This window comes from Corynebacterium sp. LK31 (assembly GCF_014335015.1).
Lineage (GTDB): Bacteria > Actinomycetota > Actinomycetes > Mycobacteriales > Mycobacteriaceae > Corynebacterium > Corynebacterium jeikeium_D.
This window is the reverse complement of record NZ_PDGW01000024.1, coordinates 120077-146697: the sequence shown is the minus strand read 5'-3', so window position 1 is coordinate 146697 and position 26621 is coordinate 120077. Positions and strand designations below refer to the sequence as shown.

General features: G+C 58.9%; 24 protein-coding genes and 4 tRNA genes. 2 read left to right on the top strand and 26 right to left on the bottom strand.

Annotated features, from left to right (window positions below):
• Positions 1 to 123 precede the first annotated feature (123 nt).
• From CRD18_RS09290 to CRD18_RS09245, 10 genes are all read right to left on the bottom strand, one after another.
• A complete protein-coding gene (locus tag CRD18_RS09290; protein ID WP_069359387.1) occupies positions 124 to 756 on the bottom strand; it encodes a hypothetical protein in 633 nt (210 codons plus the stop codon).
• A gap of 253 nt (positions 757 to 1009) precedes the next feature.
• Entirely contained in the window at positions 1010 to 1714 is a 705-nt protein-coding gene (gene rplA / locus CRD18_RS09285) for a 50S ribosomal protein L1 (protein ID WP_016422044.1), read from the bottom strand.
• Between the two features lie 101 nt (positions 1715 to 1815).
• Entirely contained in the window at positions 1816 to 2253 is a 438-nt protein-coding gene (gene rplK, locus CRD18_RS09280; protein WP_016422043.1) for a 50S ribosomal protein L11, read from the bottom strand.
• 338 nt (positions 2254 to 2591) lie between these two features.
• Positions 2592 to 3479, bottom strand: a complete 888-nt coding sequence (gene nusG / locus CRD18_RS09275) for a transcription termination/antitermination protein NusG (protein ID WP_070606773.1) — start codon at positions 3477 to 3479, stop codon at positions 2592 to 2594.
• A gap of 191 nt (positions 3480 to 3670) precedes the next feature.
• On the bottom strand, positions 3671 to 3979 hold the full coding sequence (gene secE / locus CRD18_RS09270; RefSeq protein ID WP_016422041.1) for a preprotein translocase subunit SecE: 309 nt from the start codon (positions 3977 to 3979) through the stop codon (positions 3671 to 3673).
• Positions 3980 to 4435: 456 nt separating this feature from the next.
• Positions 4436 to 4508 (bottom strand) — tRNA-Trp (locus tag CRD18_RS09265).
• Between the two features lie 103 nt (positions 4509 to 4611).
• Positions 4612 to 4685, bottom strand: a tRNA-Met gene (locus tag CRD18_RS09260).
• A 39-nt stretch (positions 4686 to 4724) separates the two neighbouring features.
• Positions 4725 to 4797: transfer RNA gene (locus CRD18_RS09255), tRNA-Thr, on the bottom strand.
• 396 nt (positions 4798 to 5193) lie between these two features.
• Positions 5194 to 5275 (bottom strand) — tRNA-Tyr (locus tag CRD18_RS09250).
• Between the two features lie 180 nt (positions 5276 to 5455).
• A complete protein-coding gene (locus CRD18_RS09245) occupies positions 5456 to 6511 on the bottom strand; it encodes a polyprenyl synthetase family protein (protein ID WP_016422037.1) in 1056 nt (351 codons plus the stop codon).
• Between the two features lie 118 nt (positions 6512 to 6629).
• On the opposite strand from CRD18_RS09245, the gene CRD18_RS09240 reads away from it, so the two are divergent.
• A complete protein-coding gene (locus tag CRD18_RS09240) occupies positions 6630 to 7982 on the top strand; it encodes a geranylgeranyl reductase family protein (protein WP_168163232.1) in 1353 nt (450 codons plus the stop codon).
• A 51-nt stretch (positions 7983 to 8033) separates the two neighbouring features.
• Here CRD18_RS09240 and CRD18_RS09235 read toward each other — a convergent pair whose 3' ends face one another.
• The 5 genes from CRD18_RS09235 to CRD18_RS09215 all read right to left on the bottom strand — a co-directional run bounded on the left by CRD18_RS09235 (position 8034) and on the right by CRD18_RS09215 (position 13465).
• Positions 8034 to 8726 carry a demethylmenaquinone methyltransferase gene (locus CRD18_RS09235; protein WP_042388380.1) on the bottom strand — a complete coding sequence of 231 codons (693 nt, stop codon included), beginning with the start codon at positions 8724 to 8726 and terminating at the stop codon, positions 8034 to 8036.
• A 10-nt stretch (positions 8727 to 8736) separates the two neighbouring features.
• On the bottom strand, positions 8737 to 9945 hold the full coding sequence (locus tag CRD18_RS09230; RefSeq protein WP_016422034.1) for a glycosyltransferase family 1 protein: 1209 nt from the start codon (positions 9943 to 9945) through the stop codon (positions 8737 to 8739).
• A 4-nt stretch (positions 9946 to 9949) separates the two neighbouring features.
• Entirely contained in the window at positions 9950 to 10441 is a 492-nt protein-coding gene (locus CRD18_RS09225; protein WP_049172339.1) for a DUF3592 domain-containing protein, read from the bottom strand.
• Between the two features lie 67 nt (positions 10442 to 10508).
• Positions 10509 to 12338: a 2-succinyl-5-enolpyruvyl-6-hydroxy-3-cyclohexene-1-carboxylic-acid synthase gene (gene menD, locus CRD18_RS09220; RefSeq protein ID WP_187406679.1), complete on the bottom strand. Its 1830-nt coding sequence runs from the start codon at positions 12336 to 12338 to the stop codon at positions 10509 to 10511.
• A 101-nt stretch (positions 12339 to 12439) separates the two neighbouring features.
• The gene (locus CRD18_RS09215) at positions 12440 to 13465 is read right to left on the bottom strand and encodes an o-succinylbenzoate synthase (protein WP_187406678.1); all 1026 of its coding nucleotides are present in this window, start codon (positions 13463 to 13465) and stop codon (positions 12440 to 12442) included.
• A 13-nt stretch (positions 13466 to 13478) separates the two neighbouring features.
• Here CRD18_RS09215 and CRD18_RS09210 point away from each other — a divergent pair, with 13 nt between their 5' ends.
• The gene (locus CRD18_RS09210; protein WP_016422029.1) at positions 13479 to 14459 is read left to right on the top strand and encodes a 1,4-dihydroxy-2-naphthoyl-CoA synthase; all 981 of its coding nucleotides are present in this window, start codon (positions 13479 to 13481) and stop codon (positions 14457 to 14459) included.
• A 108-nt stretch (positions 14460 to 14567) separates the two neighbouring features.
• On the opposite strand, the gene CRD18_RS09205 is transcribed toward CRD18_RS09210, so the two are convergent.
• The 11 genes from CRD18_RS09205 to CRD18_RS09155 all read right to left on the bottom strand — a co-directional run bounded on the left by CRD18_RS09205 (position 14568) and on the right by CRD18_RS09155 (position 26551).
• Entirely contained in the window at positions 14568 to 15227 is a 660-nt protein-coding gene (locus CRD18_RS09205) for an ABC transporter ATP-binding protein (protein ID WP_080969612.1), read from the bottom strand.
• 179 nt (positions 15228 to 15406) lie between these two features.
• Positions 15407 to 16456 carry an iron ABC transporter permease gene (locus tag CRD18_RS09200; RefSeq protein ID WP_042389120.1) on the bottom strand — a complete coding sequence of 350 codons (1050 nt, stop codon included), beginning with the start codon at positions 16454 to 16456 and terminating at the stop codon, positions 15407 to 15409.
• Positions 16457 to 16551: 95 nt separating this feature from the next.
• Positions 16552 to 17673, bottom strand: coding sequence for an ABC transporter substrate-binding protein (locus tag CRD18_RS09195; protein ID WP_224783767.1), 1122 nt, complete (start codon positions 17671 to 17673; stop codon positions 16552 to 16554).
• Between the two features lie 223 nt (positions 17674 to 17896).
• Positions 17897 to 19297 (bottom strand): MATE family efflux transporter, encoded by a 1401-nt coding sequence (locus tag CRD18_RS09190; protein ID WP_187406677.1) that lies wholly within the window; start codon positions 19295 to 19297, stop codon positions 17897 to 17899.
• Positions 19294 to 20379 carry a PLP-dependent cysteine synthase family protein gene (locus CRD18_RS09185; protein WP_242458702.1) on the bottom strand — a complete coding sequence of 362 codons (1086 nt, stop codon included), beginning with the start codon at positions 20377 to 20379 and terminating at the stop codon, positions 19294 to 19296. Before CRD18_RS09185 ends, CRD18_RS09190 begins: the two co-directional genes overlap by 4 nt.
• A 20-nt stretch (positions 20380 to 20399) precedes the next feature.
• Positions 20400 to 21893, bottom strand: a complete 1494-nt coding sequence (locus tag CRD18_RS09180; protein ID WP_187406676.1) for a hypothetical protein — start codon at positions 21891 to 21893, stop codon at positions 20400 to 20402.
• 31 nt (positions 21894 to 21924) lie between these two features.
• A complete protein-coding gene (locus CRD18_RS09175) occupies positions 21925 to 22974 on the bottom strand; it encodes a hypothetical protein (RefSeq protein WP_016422022.1) in 1050 nt (349 codons plus the stop codon).
• Positions 22975 to 23087: 113 nt separating this feature from the next.
• The gene (locus CRD18_RS09170; RefSeq protein ID WP_016422021.1) at positions 23088 to 23840 is read right to left on the bottom strand and encodes an ABC transporter ATP-binding protein; all 753 of its coding nucleotides are present in this window, start codon (positions 23838 to 23840) and stop codon (positions 23088 to 23090) included.
• A complete protein-coding gene (locus CRD18_RS09165) occupies positions 23837 to 24787 on the bottom strand; it encodes an ABC transporter ATP-binding protein (RefSeq protein ID WP_016422020.1) in 951 nt (316 codons plus the stop codon). The genes CRD18_RS09170 and CRD18_RS09165 overlap by 4 nt, the downstream gene beginning before the upstream one ends.
• Positions 24784 to 25611, bottom strand: a complete 828-nt coding sequence (locus CRD18_RS09160; protein ID WP_016422019.1) for an ABC transporter permease — start codon at positions 25609 to 25611, stop codon at positions 24784 to 24786. Before CRD18_RS09160 ends, CRD18_RS09165 begins: the two co-directional genes overlap by 4 nt.
• Positions 25604 to 26551: an ABC transporter permease gene (locus tag CRD18_RS09155; protein WP_016422018.1), complete on the bottom strand. Its 948-nt coding sequence runs from the start codon at positions 26549 to 26551 to the stop codon at positions 25604 to 25606. The genes CRD18_RS09160 and CRD18_RS09155 overlap by 8 nt, the downstream gene beginning before the upstream one ends.
• Positions 26552 to 26621 lie beyond the last annotated feature (70 nt).

Sequence of the window (26621 nt, the reverse complement as noted above, 5' to 3'; positions counted from 1 at the left end):
ACGGTCTTCGGTGAAACTTGAGTACCAACCTCCATCTTCCCAACTCGATGTTGGTACCGATTGGAAGCCGGTCAAACTTCGTGAAGAAACTTTATACCAGACCCTGGCAATTAACCAAATCGCCTATCCAAACCGCGCCGCACCTGGCTCTCCGAAGCGGCCGAACTCCAGGTCCTTCTCACGTTGCTGGACAATCATCTCGAGCTCGGCAAAGTACGCATTCAGGTCGTCGTCGGCAAGCCAGAGCACTTGGTCGGCGTAGTCGAGCACCACGCGCACCATGTCGTCGGGATGTGCGTCCAATCTGGCGGCGTCGAGAATATCCACGGTGAGTGTCAGTGCCACGCGCACAACCGGCGGGATCTGCGATGCCAGGCACTGCTGCGCCACGACATTACGCAGCTCGACGGCCTCCATCCGCGCGATGATGCGCAACAGCCGCACGACCACGACCTGCGCCGCCCGAGCTTGTAGAGCTTCCTCCTCACTCATCCCCGGAAGCACCACAGAGTCCTGGATATTGCGGCGAAGGACCTCAGCTACGCGCTCGTCCTCTCCTAGCCCCGTCAGTACCTCGCCCAGCAGAGTCTGTCCCGCGATGCGCAGGCAGGGCATGTCATAGGCATCGTCGCCCAACGAGTCGAGATACGAGATGAGCTGCGGTTCAATAATTCCGGAACCGTCGTCGAGCTGCGCCAGGCGATTAATCTCGCCGAGCGCCTCCAGCCCTTCTTCGGGTTCCAAAATTAACGTCATAGTCGCGATTTTAAGCAACAAACTTTGGCTGTGAGTCCATTTCGCCTGGATTAGTTGTTTGGATTAGAAATTCGCTTTACGACGTCTACCGCGCCCAAGCCCCCACCGCGCTATCGATACCCCTTATGCGAATGCAAAACCGCCGCCTCACACACTCTGGAAAGTGCGTGCAGCGGCGGTTTTAAAGAGCTTTGCTCAGAGTCACTCTCGAGTGACTCGTGAAGAGCACACTCGCCTATCGGTTGATGCTGATTTAGGCGGTGTAGTCCTTGATCACGCTGGTGTCAACCGGGATGCCCGGGCCGTTGGTGGCGGAGACGGTGATCTTCTTCAGGTACTTACCCTTAGCAGCGGACGGCTTGAGGCGCATCAGCTCGTCGATAAGCGCACCGTAGTTCTCGGCCAGCTTCTCAGCGTCGAAGGAAGCCTTACCGATAACAGCCTGCAGGTTTGCAGCCTTGTCAACGCGGAAGGAAATCTTACCGCCCTTGATCTCGGTGACAGCCTTAGCGACATCCGGGGTAACGGTGCCGGTCTTCGGGTTCGGCATCAGACCACGCGGGCCGAGGATGCGAGCCACGCGACCAACCTTGGCCATCTGGTCCGGGGTAGCAATAGCAGCGTCGAAGTCGGTCCAGCCGCCCTGAATCTTCTCGATCAGTTCCTCGGAACCGACGAAGTCAGCGCCGGCCTCTTCAGCCTTGGTGGCGTTCTCGCCAGCAGCGAAAACGACAACGCGGACGGTCTTACCGGTGCCGTTCGGCAGGGAGACAGTGCCGCGAACCAGCTGGTCAGCCTTGCGCGGGTCAACGCCCAGGCGGATAGCGACGTCGATAGTGGCGTCGTAGTTCTTGGAGGAAGTCTCCTTGGCCAGGTTAGCGGCCTCGAGCGGAGAGTAAATGCGGCCGGCATCGATCTTCTCGGCGGCGGCGCGGTATGCCTTGGAGTTCTTGCTCATGAAAAGTCCAATCTCAATTAAGTGAAATGGTTGGATTGTGGTGTGTAGCGGGCCGAAGCTGGCCCTACCACTTGATGAAGAAGCAGCTAAACGCTGACGGTTTACTTAGCGCCCTCGACGGTGATGCCCATGGAACGAGCGGTACCGGCGATGATGCGTGCACCCATCTCGATGTCGTTAGCGTTCAGGTCCGGCTTCTTCAGCTCGGCGATTTCCTTGCACTGCTCCCAGGTCACGGAACCGACCTTGTTGGTGTGCGGAACGCCAGAGCCCTTCTGAATGCCAGCGGCCTTCAGCAGCAGCTTAGCTGCCGGCGGGGTCTTCAGAACGAAGGTGAAGGAGCGGTCTTCGTAGACAGAGATTTCAACCGGGACAACGTTGCCACGCTGGTTCTCAGTTGCTGCGTTGTAAGCCTTGCAGAACTCCATGATGTTGACACCATGAGCACCCAGTGCCGGACCAACCGGCGGAGCCGGGTTAGCCTGACCAGCCTGAATCTGCAGCTTAATAATCGCAGAAAGCTTCTTCTTCGGAGCCATCGGATTAACCTACTTCCTAGTTACCGGGGCACGCCGCCCCGATGAAAAGGCGACTCACCCCGTCCGGATGCCGACGCTTTACGACGACCCTTGCGCCCTCGACCATCATGGCCACTGGCGCTGGTCATTGAGTTGGTGCCAGCCACCGGGGATACGAATTACTTGGCGCATCTGTGCTCAAGGCACAAAAATGCACGCCTGGCTACGTTACCGCAGCGTATGGCGTGCATCAAAATCCGTTACCGGACTGGTTGCGCGAGCGAGCTAGCTGGTGCCTTGCTCGGCGCTTGGCTTGGCGGTGCTCTCCGCTTGGCTCTGCGCCTGGCTTGAGGTCGGGCCTAGTTCAGCTTCTCGACCTCATCGATGCCCAGCTCGACCGGGGTCTCACGGCCGAAGATGGAAACCAGAGCCTTCATGCGGCCGGTGTCCGGGTCGATCTCGGAGATGGTCGCAGCCACAGATGCGAACGGACCGGACAGGATGGTGACGGACTCGCCGACCTCATAGTCGATGGCGACGGCCTTCTTCTCCGCCTGCGGCGCCGCTGCGACAGCCAGCTCACCGTCGGCATTTGCAGCTTCTTCAGCGGCGTCCGCGGTGATGGTCTCCTTCGGCATGAGGAACTTAGCGACCTCGCGAATCTTGACCTTGGACGGCTGGCCCTCGCTACCGACGAAGGAAGTAACACCCGGGGTGTCGCGGACGACGGACCAGGACGGGTCATCCAGGCTCATACGAACCAGAACGTAGCCCGGCAGCAGCTTGCGCTTAACGATCTTCTTCTTGCCGTCGTCCTTGCGCTCTTCGACTTCCTCAACCGGAACGATGACCTCGTGGATCTGCTCATCGACACCCATGGTCTGGGCGCGCATTTCCAGGTTGGTCTTCACCTTGTTCTCGTAGCCGGAGTAGCACTGGATGATGTACCAGTCGCCCGGACGACGCTTGAGCTCACGCTGGAACTCGCGCAGGCGCTTACGGTACTCGGCATCTGCGTCAGCAGCTGCCTGTGCCTCAGCGTCAGCGGCAGTCTCCTCTGCCGGCGCTGCTTCTGCTGCAGCAGTGTCAGCTGCGGCTGCGTCGGCTGCGGCTGCGTCGGCTGCGGCTGCGTCGGCTGCACCCTCGGCCGGAGCTTCTACCTGAGCCGGTGCGCCCTGCGCATCCTGCTCAGTTGCGGCAGCATCCGCGGACTGGGCGTCGGAGAAAATATTCTGACCATCATTCATGTCGTGCTAACCCCTCTTGTATCTACATCAACGGTTCGCGACATTGGCATCTTCGCCTAAAGAGTCTTAAGAGCCAATATGCCATCCGCAATCACTTCGCACAGCCAGACACCAGCTGCGCTAACGAATAATCCCGCCGTCCGGAACTCGGAGGCGGGATGAAAAGCATCACTGCGAAACAGTATAACCGATTACTTGCCCAACACCGATCGGACACCCAGACCGGCCAGCGTGTCCACACCCCACACGAGAGCGATCATGGCAATCAGGAACAGAATCACGATGATGCTGTAGGTGACCATCTGGCGGCCGGTCGGCCAAATCACCTTGCGCAGCTCGTCAACAACCTGCTTGATGAAAACCAAAGGGTTACGAGTCGAAAGCTCGTTGGTCTCCTTCTCACGCGCAGGCTTCTTCGCCACGGTGGTCTGCGCGCCCGTCGCCTGGCGCTTACCGGACGGGCGAGCCGCCGCCTGGAAAGTCTGGTTTTCCTCAGACACGATGCTCCTTCGCTACTTCGTGCATATGAGACCTAAAGATACTGCACAGTGAAACTCAAACGTGAATTCTTCAAGGGCAAACTCCGGGGAAGTTCTCCGGAGCCAAGCCCCCACTGTGCAGAGCAAGTCTGGTTCAGTGCGTAAATTCTAGCCGATAATCCACACTATCGAAGAAATGCCCTTCGTGGGAACCGCAGGCTTCGAGATTCGATTCTGACAACCCCAAAGAGCCACGGGCTGCTCGCTCGGGCTGCTCGCTTCGGCCGCTCGCTCGGGGATGCGAACTTGGGGCTGCAAATGTGAAACTGTATGGGTTTATGACACTTTCAAGCCATTTTTCGGGCTGTTTTTGTCATAAACGCAGTCAGTAACTCGCATTGCCCCACCGCCACCGAACATAAACGAAAAACCCGCCACCCAGACGCATTTTCATACGCCCTGGATGACGGGTACTTGCAGGGGCGACAGGACTCGAACCTGCAACCTGCGGTTTTGGAGACCGCTGCTCTACCAATTGAGCCACGCCCCTTCACCACCAGCGAAAGAACTTTTCAGTCCTTAGCTGACAATGTCCCACCTTACTGCATTGCTGCATAATCAAGGCGGGGTTCGACGAACATCACTGTCCGTAGTAGCGATGGGGGGGATCGAACCCCCGACCTCACGATTATGAGTCGTGCGCTCTCACCATCTGAGCTACATCGCCCCTATTCTCTACCGGACATAAGTCCGTATAAAAGAACAGAGCCCCCTGACAGAATCGAACTGTCGACCTTTTCCTTACCATGGAAACGCTCTGCCGACTGAGCTAAGGGGGCATCAGCATCCGTTAAACCCAGCACGTAACTCTGTGGCCAGTTGTTGACCGCTTCGTTTCGCTCTGTGCTCTCCGTGAAGCCTTGCAAAGATTAACCCGAAATCACCACTAAGCACAAATCAGCAGGTAGGCAGTGGTATTTCTTGTCACGTTTGCAGACATTTGGCGCGCACTTATGGATAATCTATTCACTTATCGATGAGCCCCAGCGGAACCATAAGTGAATAGCTCATCGATGAGTGGCTGACCTCTAACTCGAGCCTCTAACTCGAGCCCCTGCCCCCGCTTAATCCAGAGCCCCTCACTCGAGCCCCTACCCCAAACCCCTGCCCCGCATCCCCACCAACGACCCCTACAAAAAAATCACCGCGAGAAAGTTCTCGCGGTGATTTCACTGTGCCAGATGATGGATTCGAACCAACGAAGGCAATGCCGACGGATTTACAATCCGCTCCCTTTGGCCGCTCGGGCAATCTGGCGTGCACTCTTAAACGGTGCGAATGGAATGCTACCCACTACTCTGTCATTTACACAAATCGGCAGGTCGAGAGGATATTTCCCTACCTGGATTCACCCCTCAGCAGAACTCACCCCAGAGCAGAGCTCACCTCAGAGCAGTGCTCGCCCCTAGGCCCATCTCGCCGATGGAGCTCAATCCACTACCCCACGCGCTCCACGGTGTAGCGAGCAACGTGACGCAGGGACTCCTTGGCCGCACAGTCAGGAAGGTCAGCGATGACGCGGTCGGACTCATCCAGCAGTTCATTGACCTTCTCCATCGCGCGAGCCACACCGTTGGTCTGAGCCAGGAGCTCGAGGGCCTCGTCGACAAGCGCGTCGTCGGAAACTGGGCCGACAAGAATCTCGCGGAGGCGGTCAGCGGCTGGGGTGTCCTCCTGCAGCGCGTAGAGAACCGGCAGCGTGAAGACGCCCTCGCGCAAGTCAGTGCCCGGAGTCTTGCCGGACTGATCGGTATTGGAGGAGATGTCGATAATGTCGTCGACAATCTGGAAAACGATACCGATTAGTTCGCCATAGCGGCGCAGTGCGTTGGAAATCTCGGCCGACGCACCGGCGTGATAGGCGCCGAGATAACCGGCCGATGCGATGAGCACACCGGTCTTTTCGGCAATGACCTTCAGGTAGCGCTCGATGCGCTCTTCTATCGGCAGGTCCAAGTCGTTGAGGCACTCTCGCATCTGACCTGTGACAAGAACACCGAAGGTCTCAGCGAAGTGAGCCACGCTCTCGGAGCCGAGCTCTGCCAGCAGGCGGGACGCAGCAGCGAAGAGGTAGTCACCGGCCAGAATGGCGACGGTGTTGTCCCAGCGCGAGTTTGCGGAGGGCACGCCGCGGCGCTTATCCGCTTCATCCATGACGTCGTCGTGGTAGAGCGTCGCCAGGTGCGTCAGCTCCAGCACCGTCGCGGCGGTGATGACCTTATCGCTCTCCGGGTTCTCCCCGAACTGCGCGGCCAGCATGGTAAACATCGGGCGGAAGCGCTTACCACCAGCGTGAGCTAGGTGGGAAACCCGTTCGACTAGGAAGTCCTCGCCGCGCCCCAGCTCGGTAATCAGGAGGTCCTCGCTCTTGCGCATTCCCTCGGTGATTGTTGCTTCCAGCGCCTCATCAACGAAGTGAGAACTAGTGGCGGTGTGCTCACCAGTGCCCTGAGCACTTCCGGAACTAAGCCCGGAGTAGTCTCCAGTACGCATTCGAGACCTGCCTAACTGACGATAAAAGATAAGAAACTGCTAAATAAACTACCTTACGAGCATAGTGGCTAGCAGACCAGTTCCCATATTTGTTTCAACGTCGTTATACGCTGGGGCAATGACCTCAAGCCCGATTTCGCGAGTTTCCCCCACGTTCGACGGCACCGTCGCTCTACCCAGCAGCACTGACGTGCTCATTGTTGGCGCAGGCCCCACCGGCTCCGCAGCCGCAATTCACGCCGCCCGCGCCGGTTTTTCGGTCACTGTGGTCGACTCCCAGCGCTTCCCGCGCGACAAAACTTGTGGCGACGGGCTCACTCCTCGTGCCATCGCTGAGCTACGTCGTCTAGGGCTTGACGACGAGCTCCTGCGCCGCAACCGCAACCGCGGACTCAAGCTGCACGGCTTCGGCGGCTCCATCACCGCACCTTGGCCAGATGATGCCTCCGGCACTTTTCCCGCTGTCGGATCCGCGATGTCGCGAGTTGAGCTCGACACTTTCTTGCTCAATGCCGCCGCTGATGCCGGTGCGCAGGTCTTTGATGGAGTCGCAGCGCGGAAGGTGGTTCTCGGAGCGCTGAACACTGGCGGCACGCGGGGGCACGGCGTGCGCGCGGTGGAGCTTTCCGACCACGAGGGCAAGCCACACACCATCTCGGCCCGCTGGTTGCTCGTGGCCGATGGGGTCCGCAGTACCGTCGGCAAGCAGCTGGGGCGTGCGTGGCATCGAGACAGCGTCTTTGGCGTGGCCGCACGGTCGTATGTCAGCTTCGACAGCGCAGACGTAGCGGATGACTGGATTCACTCGCACCTGGAACTGCGCGACTCCGAAGGGCATACGCACCCGGGCTATGGCTGGATTTTCCCGCTGGGCGAGGGCCGGGCGAATGTGGGGTGTGGGGCGCTGGCGACGTCGGCACGCCCGGCGCGCACGAATGTGAAGAAGTTGCTGCGTGAGTACCACGGACAGGTGCGCGATCAGTGGCAGATGAGCGAGCCGGAGCACGTGACGTCGGCGCTGCTGCCGATGGGCGGTGCTGTATCGAATGTGGCGGGGCCGAACTGGGCGTTGCTCGGTGATGCTGCGTGCTTAGTCAACCCGCTCAACGGTGAGGGCATTGACTACGGCATGGAGTCGGCGCGACTGGCAGTGGAGCTGATTAGCTCGATTGGTGCGGGCCGCGATGGGCTGACGCACTCCTGGCCCGCCCTCCTTCGCGAGCACTACGGCACCGGCTTCTCGCTGGCTCGCAAGTTGGCGCTGACGCTGACGTACCCGAGCTTCCTTCCCACGGTCGGCCCGTTGACCATCGGCGCCCCGTGGGGAAGCCAGCTCATGGGTGTTGCCGCACGCCTGATGGGAAACCTGGTCACGGAACACGACCGCGACGTAGTGGCGCGACTCTGGCGCGCTTCGGGGAGGACAGCGCTGGCCTCCGATAAGTGGTTCGGGCGCCAGCCCTGGCAGTAGGAATCGCTTTACGACGGGCCCTGCGACAGGGCTTTGCTGCGGGCTAGCGAGCTACTGTGCGGGCTTGGTTGCCGAGTGCAGCGCTGCGATACCGAAGGTGAGATTCTGCCAACCGGCATCCTCCCAGCCAGAGGCATTGATGTCGCGGGCAAGCTGCGGCTGGTTTGGCCAGGCGCGAATCGACTCCGCCAAGTACACGTAGGCCTCCGGGTTCGAGGAGACGACCTTGGCGATCTGCGGCAGTGCCCGCATCAGGTATTCCTTGTAGAAGGTGCTGAACACCGGCATCACGGGGGTGGAGAACTCGCAGACTGTTAGCTGGCCTCCGGGCTTGGTCACGCGAGCTAGCTCAGCGAGGCCCGCCTTGTAGTCCACGATGTTGCGCAGACCGAAGCTGATGGTCACCGCGTCGAAGGTGTTGTCCGGGAATGGCAGCTTCATGCCGTCACCGCAGACCTTGGGAACATCGCGGTGTGCACCGGCCTTGAGCATGCCTCGGGAGAAATCACAGGCAACGACGTATGCGCCAGACTTTGCCAACTCCACTGATGAAACAGCCGTACCGGCGGCCAGGTCGAGGACTTTCTGGCCAGGCTGCAGGTTCAGGCGCTTTGCCGTGCGCACGCGCCAGTAGTGGTCAATGCCACCGGTGAGCACGGTATTAGTGATGTCGTAATTCTTCCCCACGCCATCGAACATCGAGGCGACTTCGCTGGGATTTTTCGTTAAATCAGCCCTAGACACGATGTCCAGATTACGCGACCGACTTCTGACGCGTAGCAGCACCTGCATGGGAGGCATCAATCGCATCTGCTGCGACCTTGCTTGACGTCTCGGCCGCGGAAACCCCAGAAACCTCCTCGTAGTGGCGAACCAGGTCTGCACACAGTGCTTCCCAGGTGCGCTCGGTCACGGTGTCGCGGCAGCGGTTGCGCAGCTGCTTACGTGCCAGCTCATCGTCAACGAGCAGCAGCTTGTCGACCGCCTCAGCCAAATCGCGGGTGAAAGTCTTGGGTTCCAGCAGGTAGCCGTTGACGTCGTTGGTAATCAGGTCGCGCGGGCCGCCTGCGTTCGGAGCGATGGCCGGCACACCGGAGGCGTGGGCTTCCTGTACCGCCTGGCAGAAGGTTTCAAAGTCACCGGTGTGGACGAACACGTCCAGACTGGCGAATGCCGCTGCCAACTTATCGCCGGTGAGCTGTCCGGTAAAGACGGCATTCGGCATCTGCTTCTGCAGCTTCTGCAGCTCCGGGCCATTGCCGACAATGACCACCTGGATATCATCGCGGCCGTTCAGCGCTGCCAGCCGCTCCACAGACTTCTCCGCCGCGAGCCTGCCGACATAACCAACAATCGGCTTGCCCTCCGGGCTCCACTGCTTCCTGAGCTCTTCACTACGCTTTGTCGGAGTAAAGCGAACCGCATCAACACCGCGGCCCCAGCGGTAGACATCACGAATCTTGTGATCCTGCAGGTCCTCAATAGTCGGCGAGGACGGCGCCAGCGTTCGGGCGCAGGAGTTGTGAATCACGCGCGTCCACAACCACGCGGCCGTGGAGAGCCCCGCCAACTTGTAGTTCTTGGCAAAACCCGCAACGTCCGTCTGATAGATGGCCACAGCCGGGATGCCCAGTGCCTTGGCAGTCAGCGCGCCCGCACCACCGAGCACAAATGGCGAAGCCAAGTGGACAACATCCGGCTTAAACTGCGTCAGCGCCGACGCTACCCGACGGTTCGGCACACCAATCGGTAGCGAATCAATCAACGGCACCATCACAGTGGGCACACGCTCAATGCGGTAGTCGCAGTAGAACTCTGCCTCTTCCTGCCAGTCCCGAGCACCCGGCGCAATCACCAGCGCCTCGTGTCCTTCACGGCGTAAGTGTTCCAACACCCGCAGCACGGAGTTTGTCACTCCATTGATGTTGGGCAAGAAGCTTTCAGCAATGATGGCAACGCGCATGGTGCTAGTTTTCCATCTCGTCGGAAAGCGAAAGTGACCCTCTGTTTACCTTTTGGGGATCTCTTTGTAAACGACGGGTTGCGCGCAACGACGACCACCACAACGGCGCGACGACGAGAAATGTAACCACAGCGATACTGGTCGCCGGGAGAAGTGACAGCGTCCATGTGCGCCCGGCGACGCGGACGACATTGGGATCAGTGCGGTCGTATTCGACGCGGACGCGCTGCCCCTCTTCCAGACCAACGGGATAGAGCAAACCGGTTGGTGGCGACTGAAAATCGCCATTCTCGTCGACGAAATCAACCGTGGTGCGAAGGAGCTCGACCGAGCGCACATTGGCTACGGACTGCCCCATGTTCGACTCGATATTGCGGTCATTAATGAAGCAGCCAACCACCATGGCCAGACACGACAGCAACAGGCAAATCATCACAAAGAGCAGTACCTGACGAAGGAAGCGCGGCCAATTGGCCAGGGCAGTTTTCCACTGCATGGCGGTCGCGACCTCCTATTTTTCTGTCCCTGATTGTTTCCAGCTCTGATTGGATGCTGCCGGCCGGCTAGTGCTTGTCCAGCACCCCAATCTCCGCATTGTATGCCAGCTTGTGGTGCAACTGCCGACGCGTCGCACGTGTGGTCGCCACCTCGATGACGCGGATGCCGTCGACATCGGTATCCGGGTGCAGCTGCGCGAGCAGATCTGGGAGGCGGTCGACACGCACGTGCTCGACTCCGTAAGCCTGGCAGATGCCCTCAAAGTCCACGTCCTGCGGCGTGCCGAAGATGCGCTCGAAGCTTCCCCGCAGAGCCGGGCTGCCCGCCTCCAGCGTCTCGAAGATACCGCCACCGGCATCGTTGGCCACCACGATGGTGAGGTTTTCCGGCCTCGGCTCCAGCGGCCCAATCGCCAACGCTGCGGAGTCGTGCTGGAAAGTCAGGTCCCCCATCAGCGCAATCGTGCGCGGTGGTCGGATTTCGTCGGCATACTCGCGGTCGGATGCCAGCGCAATACCGATTGCTGTCGCCACCGTGCCGTCGATACCCGCAGCACCCCGTCCCGCATACGTGCTCACCCCAGGGAAAGGCAGGCCCGTGTACGACGCATCGCGCACCGGGTTCGACGCACCCAGCACCACATTGTCACCCGTGCGCAGGCTGTCCGTCAGCGCTGCCGCCACATGGAATCCGGTCAGCGGCTCCTCCGCCTCGATCGACTCGGCGAGCGTCTTCCGCACGGACTTCACCGCCAACTCACTGGCTGCCTCACAGATTTTCGTCCACTGCGGGTCCTGCTCCCCCACAGTCTGCACATGCTTTACGACGGCCCTTGCGTTCGCCGTCACATCCGGGAACTCCACCCCATAGCCGTGGTTTTCCGCATCCGAGACGACCGTCAGCTCGATGTCCGGATTGGCCAGCAGCTTCGAGATACCTCGGTGCAGCGTCGGCCGCCCTACCAACACAATCTGCTCCGGCGGAATCTGCGCGAAAGTACCCGCCGCAAGCGGGTGAACCGGGTACGCCGGCGCATACGCATTCGGCTCCGCGATAGTTGGCAGATCCTCCAGCTCTGGCAGATGTGGGGCATTCGAGCCCGCGATCACGAGTGTGCGGCGGCTGATGTCAATTGTGGCTGTGGTGGCCGTGGTGGCCGGGATGGTTGTGGCCGAGTTGGTTGCGATGGCGGCTACGCCGACGTTGTTACTGGTAGTAGGCGCAATCGTGGTCCAGGGGCCGCCGTCGGCGCGGCCCTCGGGGATGTCGGCGACGGAGTCGTCGTCAGGCACAAGCGGTTCGACAAAACGAACATTGAGGTGGCCGGCGCCGGATGCCATGGCGGCGACGACGCGGTCGATGCGAGCACGAATCTGCGCGGCGGTGGCCTTCGTGACCGGGGCGGTGCCGTCGAGATCGAACTCGACTACGGAGGCATCGGCGAACAGGCGGTCCTGGACGATAGTCTGATTCGCACCGGTGCCGCGGTAGTGTGCGGGGCGGTCAGCGGTCAGTGCCAGCAGCGGAATACCCGACGCGGTGGCTTCCACCATGGCGGGCACGAGGTTCGCCACTGCTGTGCCGGACGTTGTAATTACCGGGGTCACCTTGCGGGTGCGCGAGGCCAGGCCGAGGGCGAGGAAGGCGGCGGAGCGTTCATCGATACGTACGTGGAGGCGAACCTTCGCCGCGTCGGCGGCCTGGACCAGAGCGCGGGCGAGCGGGGCGGACCGGGAACCCGGGCACACCACGGCATCGACCATGCCGAGACGCAGCAGCTCATCGACGATGAGGCCCGCTACCACTGCGGATGGGGCTTGTGTGGACTGGGCGGCGTGAGTGGTTTCGACCGCGCCGGTGTCCGGGTCTTGAGAGGTGTCCTGGTTATTGTTCACACTCAATAGGCTACTTGCCGGGAGTTACTGACTAGGTTTATGTCAGTTTGGAAGCCGTTTTTCGGGCTCAAAGTGTCATAAACCTAGTCACTTTCTTGGCGTTATAGATGGGCATACGCCGCGCGGAGGCGGTCGAACCACCAATCGCGGCGGGGGCCCGGCGCGGCGAGCTCGGCCAGGCGGGAAGGGTCGGGAGCGGGGTTGGTGACGGGCAGTCGGCCATCGATAAGTGGCCGGGGCTCGATGACGTCCTCGATAAACAGCGAGGACGTGGCCAACCCCGCCGCATTCGGCTCCGGCTGCAGCTCGGTAGCAGGCAGGGCCGCCGCCGTGAACAAACCGGCGGCCATACCAACGCCGGTGTCCAAGGCGCTGGCGACGGTCACCTTCATCTCCAGTTCCTCGGCCAACCGAAGCAAACGGCTTGGCCCGCCAAGCGGCGCAACCTTCATTACGCCCACGTCAGCAGCCTGCTCGCGCGCAACCAAATACGGATCCTCGGCCTTGCGGATCGACTCATCGGCAGCAATCGGGCAAAACTCCCCCACTGTGTCGCGGACCGCGCGGAGCTCGGCGACAGTCGCAACGGGCTGCTCCATGTACTCCAGCGGACCCAACTCATGAGCGGCGCGGATGGCCTGCTCCACCGACCAGCCACGGTTCGCATCCACCCGCACCACAGGTTCATAGCCATAGGCTTCGGCCACCGCGGTGCGGACGGCGGCTACGCGCTCGATGTCGTCGTTAAGCGATTGGCCGCTCTCTGCGACCTTGACCTTGAACGTGCGGCACCCGGGGTAACGCCCCACGACCTCCGGCACCTGCTCGGGTGTGATGGCGGGGATGGTGGCGTTGACCTCGACAAACTCGCGCTTCGGGGTGGGCAGGCCAACGTATGCGCATTCGATGGCCGAGCGCAGCCACGCGGCAGCTTCGGGTGCCTCGTACTCCAGGAAGGGAGCGAACTCTCCCCAGGTGGCGGGGCCGTCGATGAGGAGCGCCTCGCGAGTGGTGACGCCACGGAATTTCACTGCCATGGGCAGAGCCACGACGTGGGCGCGGCCGAGGATGTCGTCGATTGGCGGAAGCTGGATGTTGGGCGCAGCGGACACAGACATACCCCTCATGCTAGAGACCTTTATGCTGGAAGCCATGACTGATACCGCGAAGTACTCGACCGATAACCCCTTCCGCCCTGAGCAGTGGAAGACGGTTGATGGTTTTGAGGATTTGACCGACATCACCTACCACCGCCACGTCGGCGAGGGCCGCGAAAACGGCATTGTGCGCATTGCTTTTGATCGCCCGGAGGTTCGTAACGCGTTCCGCCCGCACACTGTCGATGAGCTCTACCGCGCGCTCGACCACGCGCGTCGCACCCCGGATGTCGGCGTTGTGCTGCTGACCGGTAACGGCCCGAGCACCAAGGACGGTGGCTGGGCATTCTGTTCGGGTGGTGACCAGCGCATTCGCGGTCGTTCCGGCTACCAGTACGCAACGTCCCACGAGCATGACGACGCTACCGCGGACGCATCCACCATCGATACCGCGCGTGCCAAGGTCGAGGGTGGCCGCCTGCACATCCTGGAGGTGCAGCGCCTGATTCGCACTATGCCGAAGGTTGTCATTGCCGTGGTCAATGGTTGGGCCGCAGGTGGCGGACACTCCCTGCACGTGGTGTGTGACCTGACGCTGGCATCCCGCCAGGAGGCCCGCTTTAAGCAGACCGACGCTGACGTGGGATCTTTCGATGCCGGCTATGGCTCGGCCTACCTGGCGAAGCAGGTTGGTCAGAAGTTTGCCCGCGAGATTTTCTTCCTCGGCCGTTCCTACGACGCTGAGACCATGCACCGCATGGGCGCTGTCAACGAGGTCGCCGACCACGCTGAGCTGGAAGATGTCGCGGTGGAGTGGGGCCGCATGATCAACGGTAAGTCCCCAACGGCGCAGCGCATGCTGAAGTTCGCTTTCAACCTGACCGATGACGGACTGATGGGCCAGCAGGTCTTCGCGGGCGAGGCTACTCGCCTGGCGTACATGACCGACGAGGCCGTCGAGGGCAAGGAAGCGTTCCTGGAAAAGCGTGACCCGAACTGGGACGAGTTCCCGTTCTACTACTAGGGGCAGTTAGGGGGGGCGCCGGCTGGGGCGCTCGTCGGGCCCTGCACTTTAGCGCTCATTCGTGGCTGTAGAACAGCCGAGAGCGTGCGCTACAGTCACGGGTCTGCGCTAGAGTGCCTCCGACGCTTCGACCGCCAGCCCGCCATTGCGAGTCGGGAGCACCGCACCTTCTACCTGATAAACCTCTCGCAGCATAGCTTCATTAATGACCTCTGCCGGAGGCCCTGCACTGCTGACCCGACCATCGGCTAGAACAACCACATGTTCGCAAAAGCGCGCCGCTTGCCCCAGGTCATGAAGTGTCATCACTACCGCGCAGGGCAATTCCCGCGCACACTTGCGTACCTGCCCGAGAAGCATCAATTGGTTACGCAGGTCGAGTGCGCTGGTGGGCTCGTCGAGAAGCAATACCCGAGGTCGTCGCACAACCGCCTGCGCAAAACTCACCAACTGCCGCTGTCCCCCAGACAACTCAGACATCAGCCGCGATGACAACGCAACCAACCCAAGTCGTTCAATGGTGGCCTGCACTTCTGCCCGCACTGTGGATCCGACACGCAGTGCGGAAAACCCAGAAAACGACTGTTGCCGGGCAAGCAGGACGCTTTCGTACACGGTCAATGAGCTCAGCGGCGGAGGGTCCTGTGGCAAATATAGAGATCTTTCAGCACGTACCTGCCCCGAGCAGTTTTCAAGGCCCGCCAAACACCTCAGCAGTGTCGATTTGCCAGCTCCGTTGGGACCGACCAACGCAGTCACGCTTCCCATCGGAAGAGGCCCAACGTCGACATTGTGCAGGACATGATGGCCGTCGTAAGCAAAAGACACTCCTCGCGCGCTAAGAGCGGACGATTCTGGAGGGGTTTCGCCGAGGGGTTTACCGTCAGGTTTACTGGGGCTGTCGTGATGACCATGTACAGCGTCGTTCCCGACAAAGCGACTTGCCTTTAGCCAACCCACATTTTCCTCCTCTGGCCAGCGATAATCGCGACAAATACGGGCACTCCTACAATTGCGGTAATAATGCCTACGGGAAGAATTACACCCGGTTGAATCACCTTCGACACTGCCGATGCCGCAACCAGAAGCAGCGCCCCTACCAAAGTCGAAGCAGTAAGAAAATAACGTTGATCTTCGCCTACCAATAAGCGCGCAACGTGTGGGCCGACGAGACCGATAAATCCAATCGTACCGGCCATCGACACAGCGGTTGCCGCCATAAAGGACACCACGATAAGGGTCAGCGCACGCAGTCGATCAACGTCTACGCCAAGGGCTTTTGCGCGGTCATCGCCCATCCGGAATGCAGTCAGCGACCAGGCATTGAGGTAAAAGAAGAGTAGCCCCATCACGAATATCACCGCGAGCAACGCAATCTGCGTCCAGTTCGAGCGGGTGAGACTACCCATCGTCCAGAACACAACCTGTTCCAACTGCGTCTCCGAGGCCAGGTATTGCATCAGGGCCAGTAGAGCGTCGAAAAAGAATACAATCGCGATACCGAGGAGAATCATCCCCTCGACTCCTGGGCCACGAAATCGGGAAAAGAGCAGAATCGCAGCGCAGGCCAGCATCGCGAACACCCACGCAGTCCCGGCCATCCCCAGCACCGCACCGATTCCCTCAGAAGCGAAGCCGGTGACCACAGCCAGGGCAGCACCGAATCCGGCCGCCGCTGACACGCCCAGGGTGTACGGCTCGGCCAGGGGATTTCCCAGAATTGTCTGCATTTGTGAGCCCGCCGCTGCCAGCGTCGCTCCGACGAGCACTGCAGTCACGGTCATCGGAAGCCGAATGTCGAAAACAATCTGGTGGTCAATGGGTCGCGCACCAACCGGATGGGTCAATGTATGCAAAACTTCGCTGGCAGGCATGCTACCGCCACCGAGTAGAAAGTCAGCAAGCGATGTCAAAGCCAACACCACAGTAATCAGAGCGATTATCACCCACTTCTTCCGTGCTGCGCGCTGATACCAGTGAAAAGTTGACTGCACCATTACTCTATCAGGGCTGACTTCCTGCTCCCCGCGAACGGCGTCTCCGCTCCCCTGCGTTGTTGCCAGGTTTCCGTGCGAAACTTGCATGTTCGACATCACTCCAGCCCAGTCCAGAAGGTGCCCGAGGCCTCGATTGGCAGGAACTTATCGTGCAGGTCCTGTACCTCTCGTTCAGTGTCAATGTCGCCGAACAAGTCCGGGTGCATGGCCTTTGCAAACATCTCGACTGCCAGGAAGTTATATGGCGAATCGTAAAAATGATGCCATGCGACGAAAGTACGCTTACTTTTCACCGCGTCGACTTCACGCACAGCGGGCTGCTTACCGACGACATCGTGAAGGGCCTTTTGCGCCTCTTCCTTCGATTCCGAGTAACCCAGCGGTACGTAATTTCCTTCCTTGACCGGAGTCTTACCCTGATCCCAGTCTGCGCCTGTGGCAATGATGACTTCAGGATTCTTCCCGGCCAATGCCTCTGGCGATACCTGCCCTTGCTTCGCATCAATCATTTCGTCGCCAAGGTTTAGTCCACCGGCAAAATTGACAATCTGCGCCAGGTTGGACTTGGCGAAGGTTGAGCAGCAGTCAAAGTAACCGGGTGCTCGCCACAGGAATGTCGGTGTCGGTGCTGGTTTCTTCTCGGCAAGGCGGTCAGCGACCTTGTTGACCTTCTTCTCGTAGTAGTTGATAAAGTCTTCCGCCTGCTTTTCACGCCCCAGCAGTTGTCCCATCATTCGAATACTGGGCTCGGTGTTTTTCACTGGGTCAATGAAGTAGTCGACAGTCACCGTCGGCACGCCTGCCTTTTCTAATCCATCAACGATTCCAGCATCTTTAGCCGCGTCGAAGACACCCGCATTTACTACGAAGACATCGGGTCGGGACTCCAGAGCCTGTTCCAGCGACATAGTGTTGTTGTAAATCTCGCCTGTGGTCGGGATGTCCTTGATTTTGGGGAACTTCTCAACGTAGCGGTCGTAAGTGGCTTTGTCGTTTTCCTTCAGGTCCTCTGGCCAGGCAACGATCTTGTCAGTTGGATTGTCTGGGTTCAGAAGCGCCGTCGTGTAAAGCATCTTCTGCCCGCCCATCAGGATTCGCTCGACATTCTGCGGGACTTTAACTTCGCGTCCTAGCGCATCGACGACGGTACGCTTCTCACTGCTAGCGGATGCGTCTCCATTTCCATCTGAGCAAGCGGCGAGAAGGACGAGCGACATGCATAGGAGTACCGCGAAAAGCACCCTTGCGGGGAAGTCACGCAGTAGCACGCTTGGAGTAAGAGGAGAACTAACCTTCATTTTCTTCATTTTCTTCTTTCCGGAGCAGGCGGTCAGTCGACCGCATATTCAGCTCCTCGGATCCCCTTCGGTAGAGGGAAAACGTCATCTTTACGTGGATGGTTCAGACTATTTCTGGATGGGTGTTACGAAGCTTCGGCCGTCACACGGAACTAGTGGGTTGCAGGTGACGCTGCAGAGCGCGGTAAAGCAGAGCAGCGGTCGTGGAAAAGCCAAGGATGAGCCCAACCCAAACGCCATATCCTTCCCAACGAAGGCCAAGGCCAAGAATCAGGAGAGCTGGAACCCCCACCGCCCAGTAGCCCCAAAGGGTCGCACTGAGACCCGACTTCGTGTCGCGCAGCCCACGAAGGAGCCCCACCAGCACGTTCTGGGAGCCTTTAGCGAACTGCTGAAGCACGGCAAGGCACAACAAGATTGTCGCTATATGGCGTACATCGGGATTGGCACTAACGTTGGAATCAGTAAGGAACAGTCCAACGACGTACTTGCCCAGTAGCAACCAGAGCAAACCGACGACGGCAAGATAAATACCCACTGCGTGCAAAACCCGACGTGATACCTGTTTGACTGCCTCGGCACCATCCGCTAATGCACGGCTGACCAGTATAGATCCTCCGTGCGAGAAGCCGATACATACTTGGTAGACGATATAAGCGAGTTGGTTAACAACGGTGTGCGCTGCCAGCATGACTGGGCTAACCAGGCCCATCGCTAGACCTGCGATAGTAGTAATCGCAGCTTCAGAGCCGTAGGTAAGCGAAACTGGAATCCCAAGCCGAATAATGCGCCTCATGCATGCTGCGTCGCCGGGCCTCGGAATGACCGCGAAGAATTTCCGTAGCTGACGGTCTCTTTGCAGCAAGCCAGCAAAGGACAGCAGGGTAAAAACCTGGACGCAGGTGGTCGACAGACCGATGCCCACCAGTCCCCATGCAGTTCCCCATTCATTGACACTTGTTAGCCGGAGGAATCCAGCGTTGAGAGCAGCGTTGACAACGATGGAGATGAGCGTAACCACCAGCAGAGAGCCCGGCCGACGCATGCCGACTGCAAACTGCCGCAGGACATTGAGCCAAATCATCGGGATAAGGCCTGGTGCAAGCGCGACCGTCATCGAGAACGCTAGCTCGGCAACAGTGCCGTCGATGGGCAAGATGAGTGCAAGCGCACCAAATGAAATCACGATGAGGCCACCAATGATTGCAGTTGCGGTACCGACGGCCATGCAACTGCGTACCGCTTGGCGGATTCGCTCAGCCGCAACTTCCTCGCCTGTCTTTTCCCACTCCGACGCGGCCTCGGCTACTAGGTTGCCTCCGGCGGTGACCATACCGACACACATGGTGCGAATCTGGTTGTAGAACTGCATTGCGAGTCCGCCGCCGGCAATTGCCACTACACCGAGGGTCTGCAGCATCAGCACATCGGTCGTGGTTAGCGCAACCCCCGCTAGCTGAACGCCCGCGATGGGTAGCGCAAGCGAATAGACATCACGGTAGGACACGGTTTGCTGGCCAATTGCACGAGCTGGATTTATCACCCGGCCACCTCGAAGGAACTAGCAATGGCACGAGAATCACCATAGGCTCTGAGCATTCGCGAAACTTGACGCTCCATAACTTCTGAATACAAATGATTTTTCTGAAGCCAATCAGTATCAAAAATTGTGTCGAGATATTTCTCACCAGCATCACAAACAATGACGACCATTGTTGTTCCTGCCTGAAACTCGTGTAGATGACGCAAACCTTCGTAGATTGCAGCACCTGCTGTGCCTCCAACCATGAGCCCATGTTCCCTAGCCAACACTCGGGCCGCGGCGAATGCCTTGACATCGCTAACTTTGACTCCATGGTCGATGAGGTCGTAGCGGACGTTATTGCCGATTTTGAAACCCGACGGAGCACCGGCACCTGATTGCTTATATGCCCCTGGCACCCCACCAAAAATGATGGAGCCTTCGGGTTCAACAGCCAACGACTCGGCGGTATGCCCAAGCTTCCTCAGATGTTCCGTTGTACCGCACAACGTCCCGCCCGTTCCGATTGCCGCAACGAGAACGTCAACCTTTTCTGGGATTTGCTCATCGAGTTCGTATGCAAGCTGCCAGTAACCAGCTGGGTTGTTGGGATTATTGTGCTGGTCTGGCCACCATGCATCCGAGGTCTCGGCGACAATTTCTGCGGCCTTCGCACGTCTAAGGCTCGTAGACGGAACACAGGATTCTTTATCCCCGACGAAGACCAACTCTGCTCCAAGTGCTTGCATGGAACGCAGCTTGTCCTTGGCAGCGTGATGATCCACAATCGCCGTAAACTTGTATCCCCGCTGAGAGGCCACAAATGCCAGACCTAAACCAGTGTTTCCACTAGTGGGTTCAATGATTCTTCCGCCCGGCTTGAGCTCGCCGGAGATCTCCGCAGCAACAATCATCTCCAGCGCCATTCGCACCTTTACGCTTCCCGTCGGATTTAGGCAATCCATCTTCAGTAATAACCGGCTTCCGGATCCGGTATTACACAGTACAAGAATTGGCGTGTTTCCAATTAAACTACAACTCTCAAGCGAACACGTTGCGCAAGGTTTTCTTAATTTTTTTTCAGAATATGGAAAATCAATCATGACAGACCCCAATTAGACATTTAAACCAATTCCCGATATAAAGGCCTATCTATTTTCGGCAAGCTTCCCTGACCTTCCCAAACAAACCGCATGGGCAGACGAATTTGATGAAATTCGCTTTCATTTTTATCCATCTGATAACCAGCCGTATTGTGATAAATAACCAAATCCCCAACTCTCGGAATTCGATTCATTTGGACCTTTCGCCAGGTGAGCATGTCATATTCCATACAGCTACTTCCGCCAACACAGACACCAACCGAGCGCGATAGACAATTACTGCCGCCGCTAGGCCTGCCCATGTAATTGGCGACATCATCTGAGCAGGGATTCTCCCATAACGTCATGTCAGGCATGTATTCACTGCCTTTCCATTGCTCAGAAAGACTCATACTTAAACCCGCAACAGTAATAATTATGTAGTTGTCTCTCCATTTCACACCCTGAATTGGAAAAACGCTCAATCCACAACCATCTAACGCCGCTCGGCCTGGTTCAATGGCCAACTGAAATCGCCCATTTTTTAGCCGTTCCGCAAGCGAAGTGCTAGTTTTATCAATCCTCTCAACTGAAGGCGAATTAGCTACTCCCGAAAGAATTTCATCTAACATTTCAGGGCCATCATTGCCCTGCCCACCATACGGATAAAGCCCTTCTGGAATTCGACCAGAATGAAAATAGTCTCGCTTATCCGGTGAATCAATAACCTTTTCCCGAAACATTTCCCACTGGGATGGCTCACAATACTGAACCGAAAATCCTCCACCTATGTCCAGCATCTCTGCCGTCCATCCTTTAATTCGAAGAATTTCCATAAAATCCAAAGCTTTATGTGCTTGGCGGTTACGCTGAGCGGGACTGTATCCGTTCAAATGGAAGGTCACGCCCCTACAGTCAATCCCATTACTAGATTGTTCTCGCAGGGCCTCAAGCTCTCGAAGCCACTGTGCCATGGAGGTGCCGAAGCGAGTCTCAGGCTGTTCTTCAGGCAGTAACCTAATCAACACCGGAGCATCAACGACTCCAAGATCCTTAGCCAGCGAATTAATTCGGAATAGTTCGCTCGGAGAATCTACTGCAATTAGAACTCTCTGCCTGAGAGCAAGAGTCAAAAGCGATTGCGATTTTTCCGCACCCGTAACAACTAAGTCGGCAGCACACACACCAGCGCCTAAAGCGCCGGTGAGCTCCTCCCCGCTCGCAACATCTACGCGATGCCCCTCTTCGGCGACTGCGGGGATCCAGCACGCAGACTTATTTGCTTTGTGAGCGAAGTAGATATGCGAGTCGACTCCGTGACGCTCGCAAACAGCAGCAAAAGCATTCAAATTCTGGCGAAAAACCTGAGTATTTAGAACATGAAAAGGCCCTGCCGCTAGTGTGGCTAAACGAGTTAGTTCCGAGACGCCGTCACTTGGAATTGACAGTAAATCTTTCGCCCAGTCACGTTGTTTCGGGACCAGGGTCGAGGTCTTGGGCACAGAGGGTGTAGAAGCAAAAGTTTTATCGTTCACTTTTCATTTCCCGTAGTGCCGACAGCGAGCGTTACGACCATAGCGACACCTCCGTACCTCGCCCAGCAGAAAATGCACGAACCGCAAGTTCCTGAGCAACTGGAATATCCGTAATAATCATTCCCGTCGAGAATGCAAAAACTCGGTCAGTTTCATTCGTGCGCCCTGGGGCCTTTCGCGCGAGAATATCGGGTAGTGTTGCATCCAATTCCACTTCTTTGCCCTGGAGCAATCGCTGCCCAACTAGCTCGAACTGTCCGGCACTAGTAGCAATTACCCTGTCTGCAGCAGCAACAGCACCATCCGCAATTCCCTTGGAAGCAACAGAAATTAGCAGCCCACCTTCGGGAATCCATTCAGTTTGAATCGATGGGTGCCAGGCACGACCGGAAGCAACTACGGTGATATCGCTGCTTTGAACTGCCTTCATAACAGAAGCATCATCGCGTTCAACTAGTTCGATATTCCGCTCGGGAAACCAGTGATTAAGCGACTTCCGGCTTTTTTCTAATCCTCCCGGATGAGTTCCATGCAGCTGTAGTTTTTCGAGGCTCGGCACTGCTGTGACCAAGTAGGAAAGTGTGTTAACTGACTGAATCCCAGTGCCAAAAACAGTCACAGTCTTCGCATCAGCGCGTGCACATTCTCGCGCAATCAATGCTGTCGTAGCGGGAGTTCGCGAGGCTCCAACTTTTTGGCAGTCCATTAGCGCGTATGGCATGCCGCTTTCATCGTCGTAGAGACTAATGGTGGTGTAGTACTTATCTGGGTTGTCGCTTCCGTGGCGATAAGAGGTCTTGTATCCAACGAGATCACGGTTGGCATCAAAACCGAGCATCGAAAAAGCAATCGAGTCCCGGCTCTCAACCGGTAAGTCAATCATCATTTTTGTCGGGCACTGCGAGGAACCTTCCGCGAATGCCAAGTATCCATCTTCTACTGCACGGATAACCAGCGAAGGTTCGAGTTCGATATCTTCCAAGTCCGATCGGGTCAAAAGTCGAAGCTTTGGAGTTTTTGAATCAATCAATAGAAGTCCTTCAAGCAAGTAACGATTGATAGCCAACCATTCAACCAACAAAAGGAGAGCCTACACTACCTGTCATAGGTATGGCTACCCTAATTCCTAAATTCTATCGGCGATCACAGGCAGTGAAGGTTCAATGACTCCAAGCTGGGCGCTAAGCAATATCGCTACTCTAAGGCGACGACGCCGTCGCACACGGCGGCGAGAAGCCTGTGTTCATGGCTAATCATGAGAACACCGCCGCCAGATACGGCGAAATCCCGGATGACCTCGACGATTGCCGCGGAGTTGGCGGCGTCGAGCATGGCGGTCATCTCGTCGCAGATGAGGTAGCGTGGACCGGCGGCCAGGGTGCGAGCGACTGCGGCACGCTGGAGCTGCCCGTCTGAGACCTGGCTAGGGAAGCGATCGAGAAGGTCCGGAGTCAGCCCAACGTTTCGGATGAGCTCGTCGATGTCCACACTTTTCCCGGTTCGCTGACCATCCCGTCGCCCTTGCCGCCCCTGTCGTGCGGCTGAGCGAATGGTGCGCCCCAAAGTCATCCGCGGGTCGCAGGACCTTCGGGGAGACTGAAACACCATCCCAATCTGGCCACGAACCCGCTGCCCGGCGCGACTGCGCACAGCGCCGACCGGCACCCCGTCGCAGAAGCACTGCCCTAAATCGGGCACTTCCAGGCCTGCGAGGATACGGCCGAGCGTGGACTTGCCAGCCCCCGAAGGCCCACGAAGCCCGACGATCTGCCCTGGATCAACCCTGATGGAAACGTCCGATAAAACGACTCTCGCAGAGCCGTCCTTGGCGCCGAATGACTTCGACACGTTCTCGGCGACCAGCGCTTTGCCACTCGCCTGCGCGTCACAGCTCACCGAAGCCTGCTCACTCACCAACGCCTTACTCACCACAGCCTCCTCGTTCATTTCCCCGCCTCCTCGAGCCTGCGCGCGTAGCAATAGTCCTCGTCCAGGTTCGTCAAGCTCGGCACCACGCCGGGCATCGGCCGCATGCCGTTTTCGGGCAGCGCTGCGAGCAGGTCGCGCATGTATTCGCTGGCTGGGGCCTCAATCACCTGTTTTGCCGGTCCCGTCTCCTCAAGGCGCGATGCGTACATCACTGCAACTCGGTCGGCGATGCCGCTATCGCGCAGCTCGGAAATGTCGTGCGTAATTAGCATGACTCCCACACCACTGTCGGCGATTTGGCGAAGCATGCGCAGCAGGGCCATGGTCAGGTCGGGGTCGAGGGAGGCCGTCGGCTCGTCAGCAATCACCAGAGCAGGGTCGCCAGCCAGGGCGAATGCCACTGCTGCGCGCTGCGCCATACCCCCGGAAAGTTCGTGGGGATACAGCGCCGCGACCTCCGCATCCAGGCTGACTCGCCGCAGCATCTCCTCCACCGTGTGGTTGCGTCCCAGAACGGAAATTGTTTCTTTTAGCTGTGCCCCGACCGTGCGCACCGGTGTCAAAAACGTCGCCGCCGACTGCGGTACTAGCGCGATTTGCCGCCCCGCCAGCTCCTCGTCAGTGCGAGCAAGGCCCGCGCCGGTACGTCGCCGCGCCAGAATTTCGATGGGCTCGGCGTTCCTCTCCGCTTCTGCACCACTGTCAGCTGCCCCTTCGCGCGGATAGAAACGCACCTGCCCCTCTACTCTCGCGTGCGGCGGCAGCATGCCAACCACCGCCGAGGCAATAATCGACTTTCCGCAGCCCGACTCACCCACAACCGCGACGACCTCTCCCCTACCCACAGTCAGGGACACGCCCGTCGCGGCATGCACCACGTCACCACCGCGCAGGGGAATCCGCACTGTCAGTCTCTCAATGTCCAGCAGCTTCTCTCGCTTGCCGACGCCCTCCCGAGCACTCACACCAGCACCTCCTGTCCGGTCACCCGCTCCTTCAAATGCGTGCCGACGGCCGCAATACACAACGTTGTGGCGACGAGGAAAAACGAGGGAAACACCAAAATCCACCAATGGCCGAGAAGCAGGGCGCCCTCGGCGTCGGCAAGCAGAGTCCCGAGAGACGGCTTGTGCGGCGGCAGGCCCACCCCAAGGAAAGACAGCGTCGACTCGTGCCAGATTGCGTGCGGGATCAGCAAGATAAGGCCGACCAAGGACTGCCCCAGTGCCGCCGGAACAACGTGCCGAGCTAGCACGCGTGCGCGGCTCATTCCGGACAGGAGCGCGGCCTCGACGAACTCGGCGCCCCGCAGATGCAGCACGGACGCACGGACCGTTCGGGTGATGGTCACCCAGTGCGTCAGTACCAGGGAGATGATGATTGCGGGGACCGAGCCTCGGAAAAGGCTGACGATGAGCAGCCCCAGTAGCAGGTGCGGCAGCGCGTTGGTGACGTCGGCGCTGCGCATAATGACGCGGTCGACGCGCCCGCCGAGCATGCCTGCGGTAACGCCGAGGACGATACCGACGATCGCCGAGCACACTGCCGTGACCAGTGCAATGAAAAGGGAAATGCGCATTCCCGCAGCAACTCGAACGAAAACGTCGTGCCCCTTCGAATCGGTACCGAAGAAGTGCTCAGGCCCCGGGGCGACACCGGAATTGGCGAAGTCGGTGAGCACCAGGTCGGAGTCGTGAAACAGCGGAGTTAAAAAGGCGTAGGCAGCGATGAGGACCAGGCACGCCACGGCCACGACCGGGGCGACCGGCCTCTTTGTCGTTTTAAGCATCTGCATCCACCCGTGGGTCGAGGACGACGAAGGCGACGTCGGCAAGCAGATTTCCGAGCAGGACGATAGCCGTCGTCGCGATAGTGAGAATGCTCAGCAGCGGAAAGTCCAAGCTCTGAGCCGATTTGACCAGCGCGGTTCCGAGCCCAGGCCACGCGAAGACCGCCTCCACCAGTGTCGATCCGACGACCAGCTCAGACAGTCGCGCGCCGATGAGCGCGAGGAAAGGCGGCACTGCGGTCGGCAGGATATGGGAGAAAATGATCGTTCGGCGCGGAATGCCGCGGACCTGCGCTCCGGTGACCGCGCCGGAGTCCATGACCTCGACGATGGACTCACGCAACGACAGCACCAGCCACGGCACCTGCGTAATCGCAAGAACGACAGCTGGCAGCGTAAGGTGCGCCACCGTAGAGGAGAAAGTCACGGGCTCGCCCGGGTAGGTCAGGCCTCCGGTGGGAAATAGCTTCCAGGCCAACGCAAAAAGGCCGAGGCCGCCGAGTGCAACGACGAAGGGCGGGGTCGCCTGAATCACCGTCGAGATCGACAGGACTAGCCGGTCTAGCACTCCCCCGCGCCGCACCGCAGCCCACAGTGCCAGAACGAATGACAGCGCGATAGCTCCGGCAAGTCCGCAGGCGCCGAGCAGCATCGTCCACGGCAGACGCTCGGCGAGCACCTGCGTCACCGGCTGTGAGTAGGACCTCGAAATGCCAAGGTCGCCCACCGCCAGGCCCTGCAGCCACACCAACCACGACTCCCACCAGGGCCTATCCAGCCCCAACTGGTGAGAAATCGAGACTCTCTGCGCTTCGGTCAGGTTGCCCGCCTGACCTTTGAGATACGCATCCAAAGGGTCGAAGGGGCTCACCGCCGCCAGCGCGAACACTGCTGCCGTCACCGCCACAACGATGGGAACGGCTACCAGCACTCGCCTCACGACGATTCCTGCGACCTGCCGTTTCCGGCTCTTGAAACGGGGTTGATGCTCAGAGGGGTGTAGACGCGGG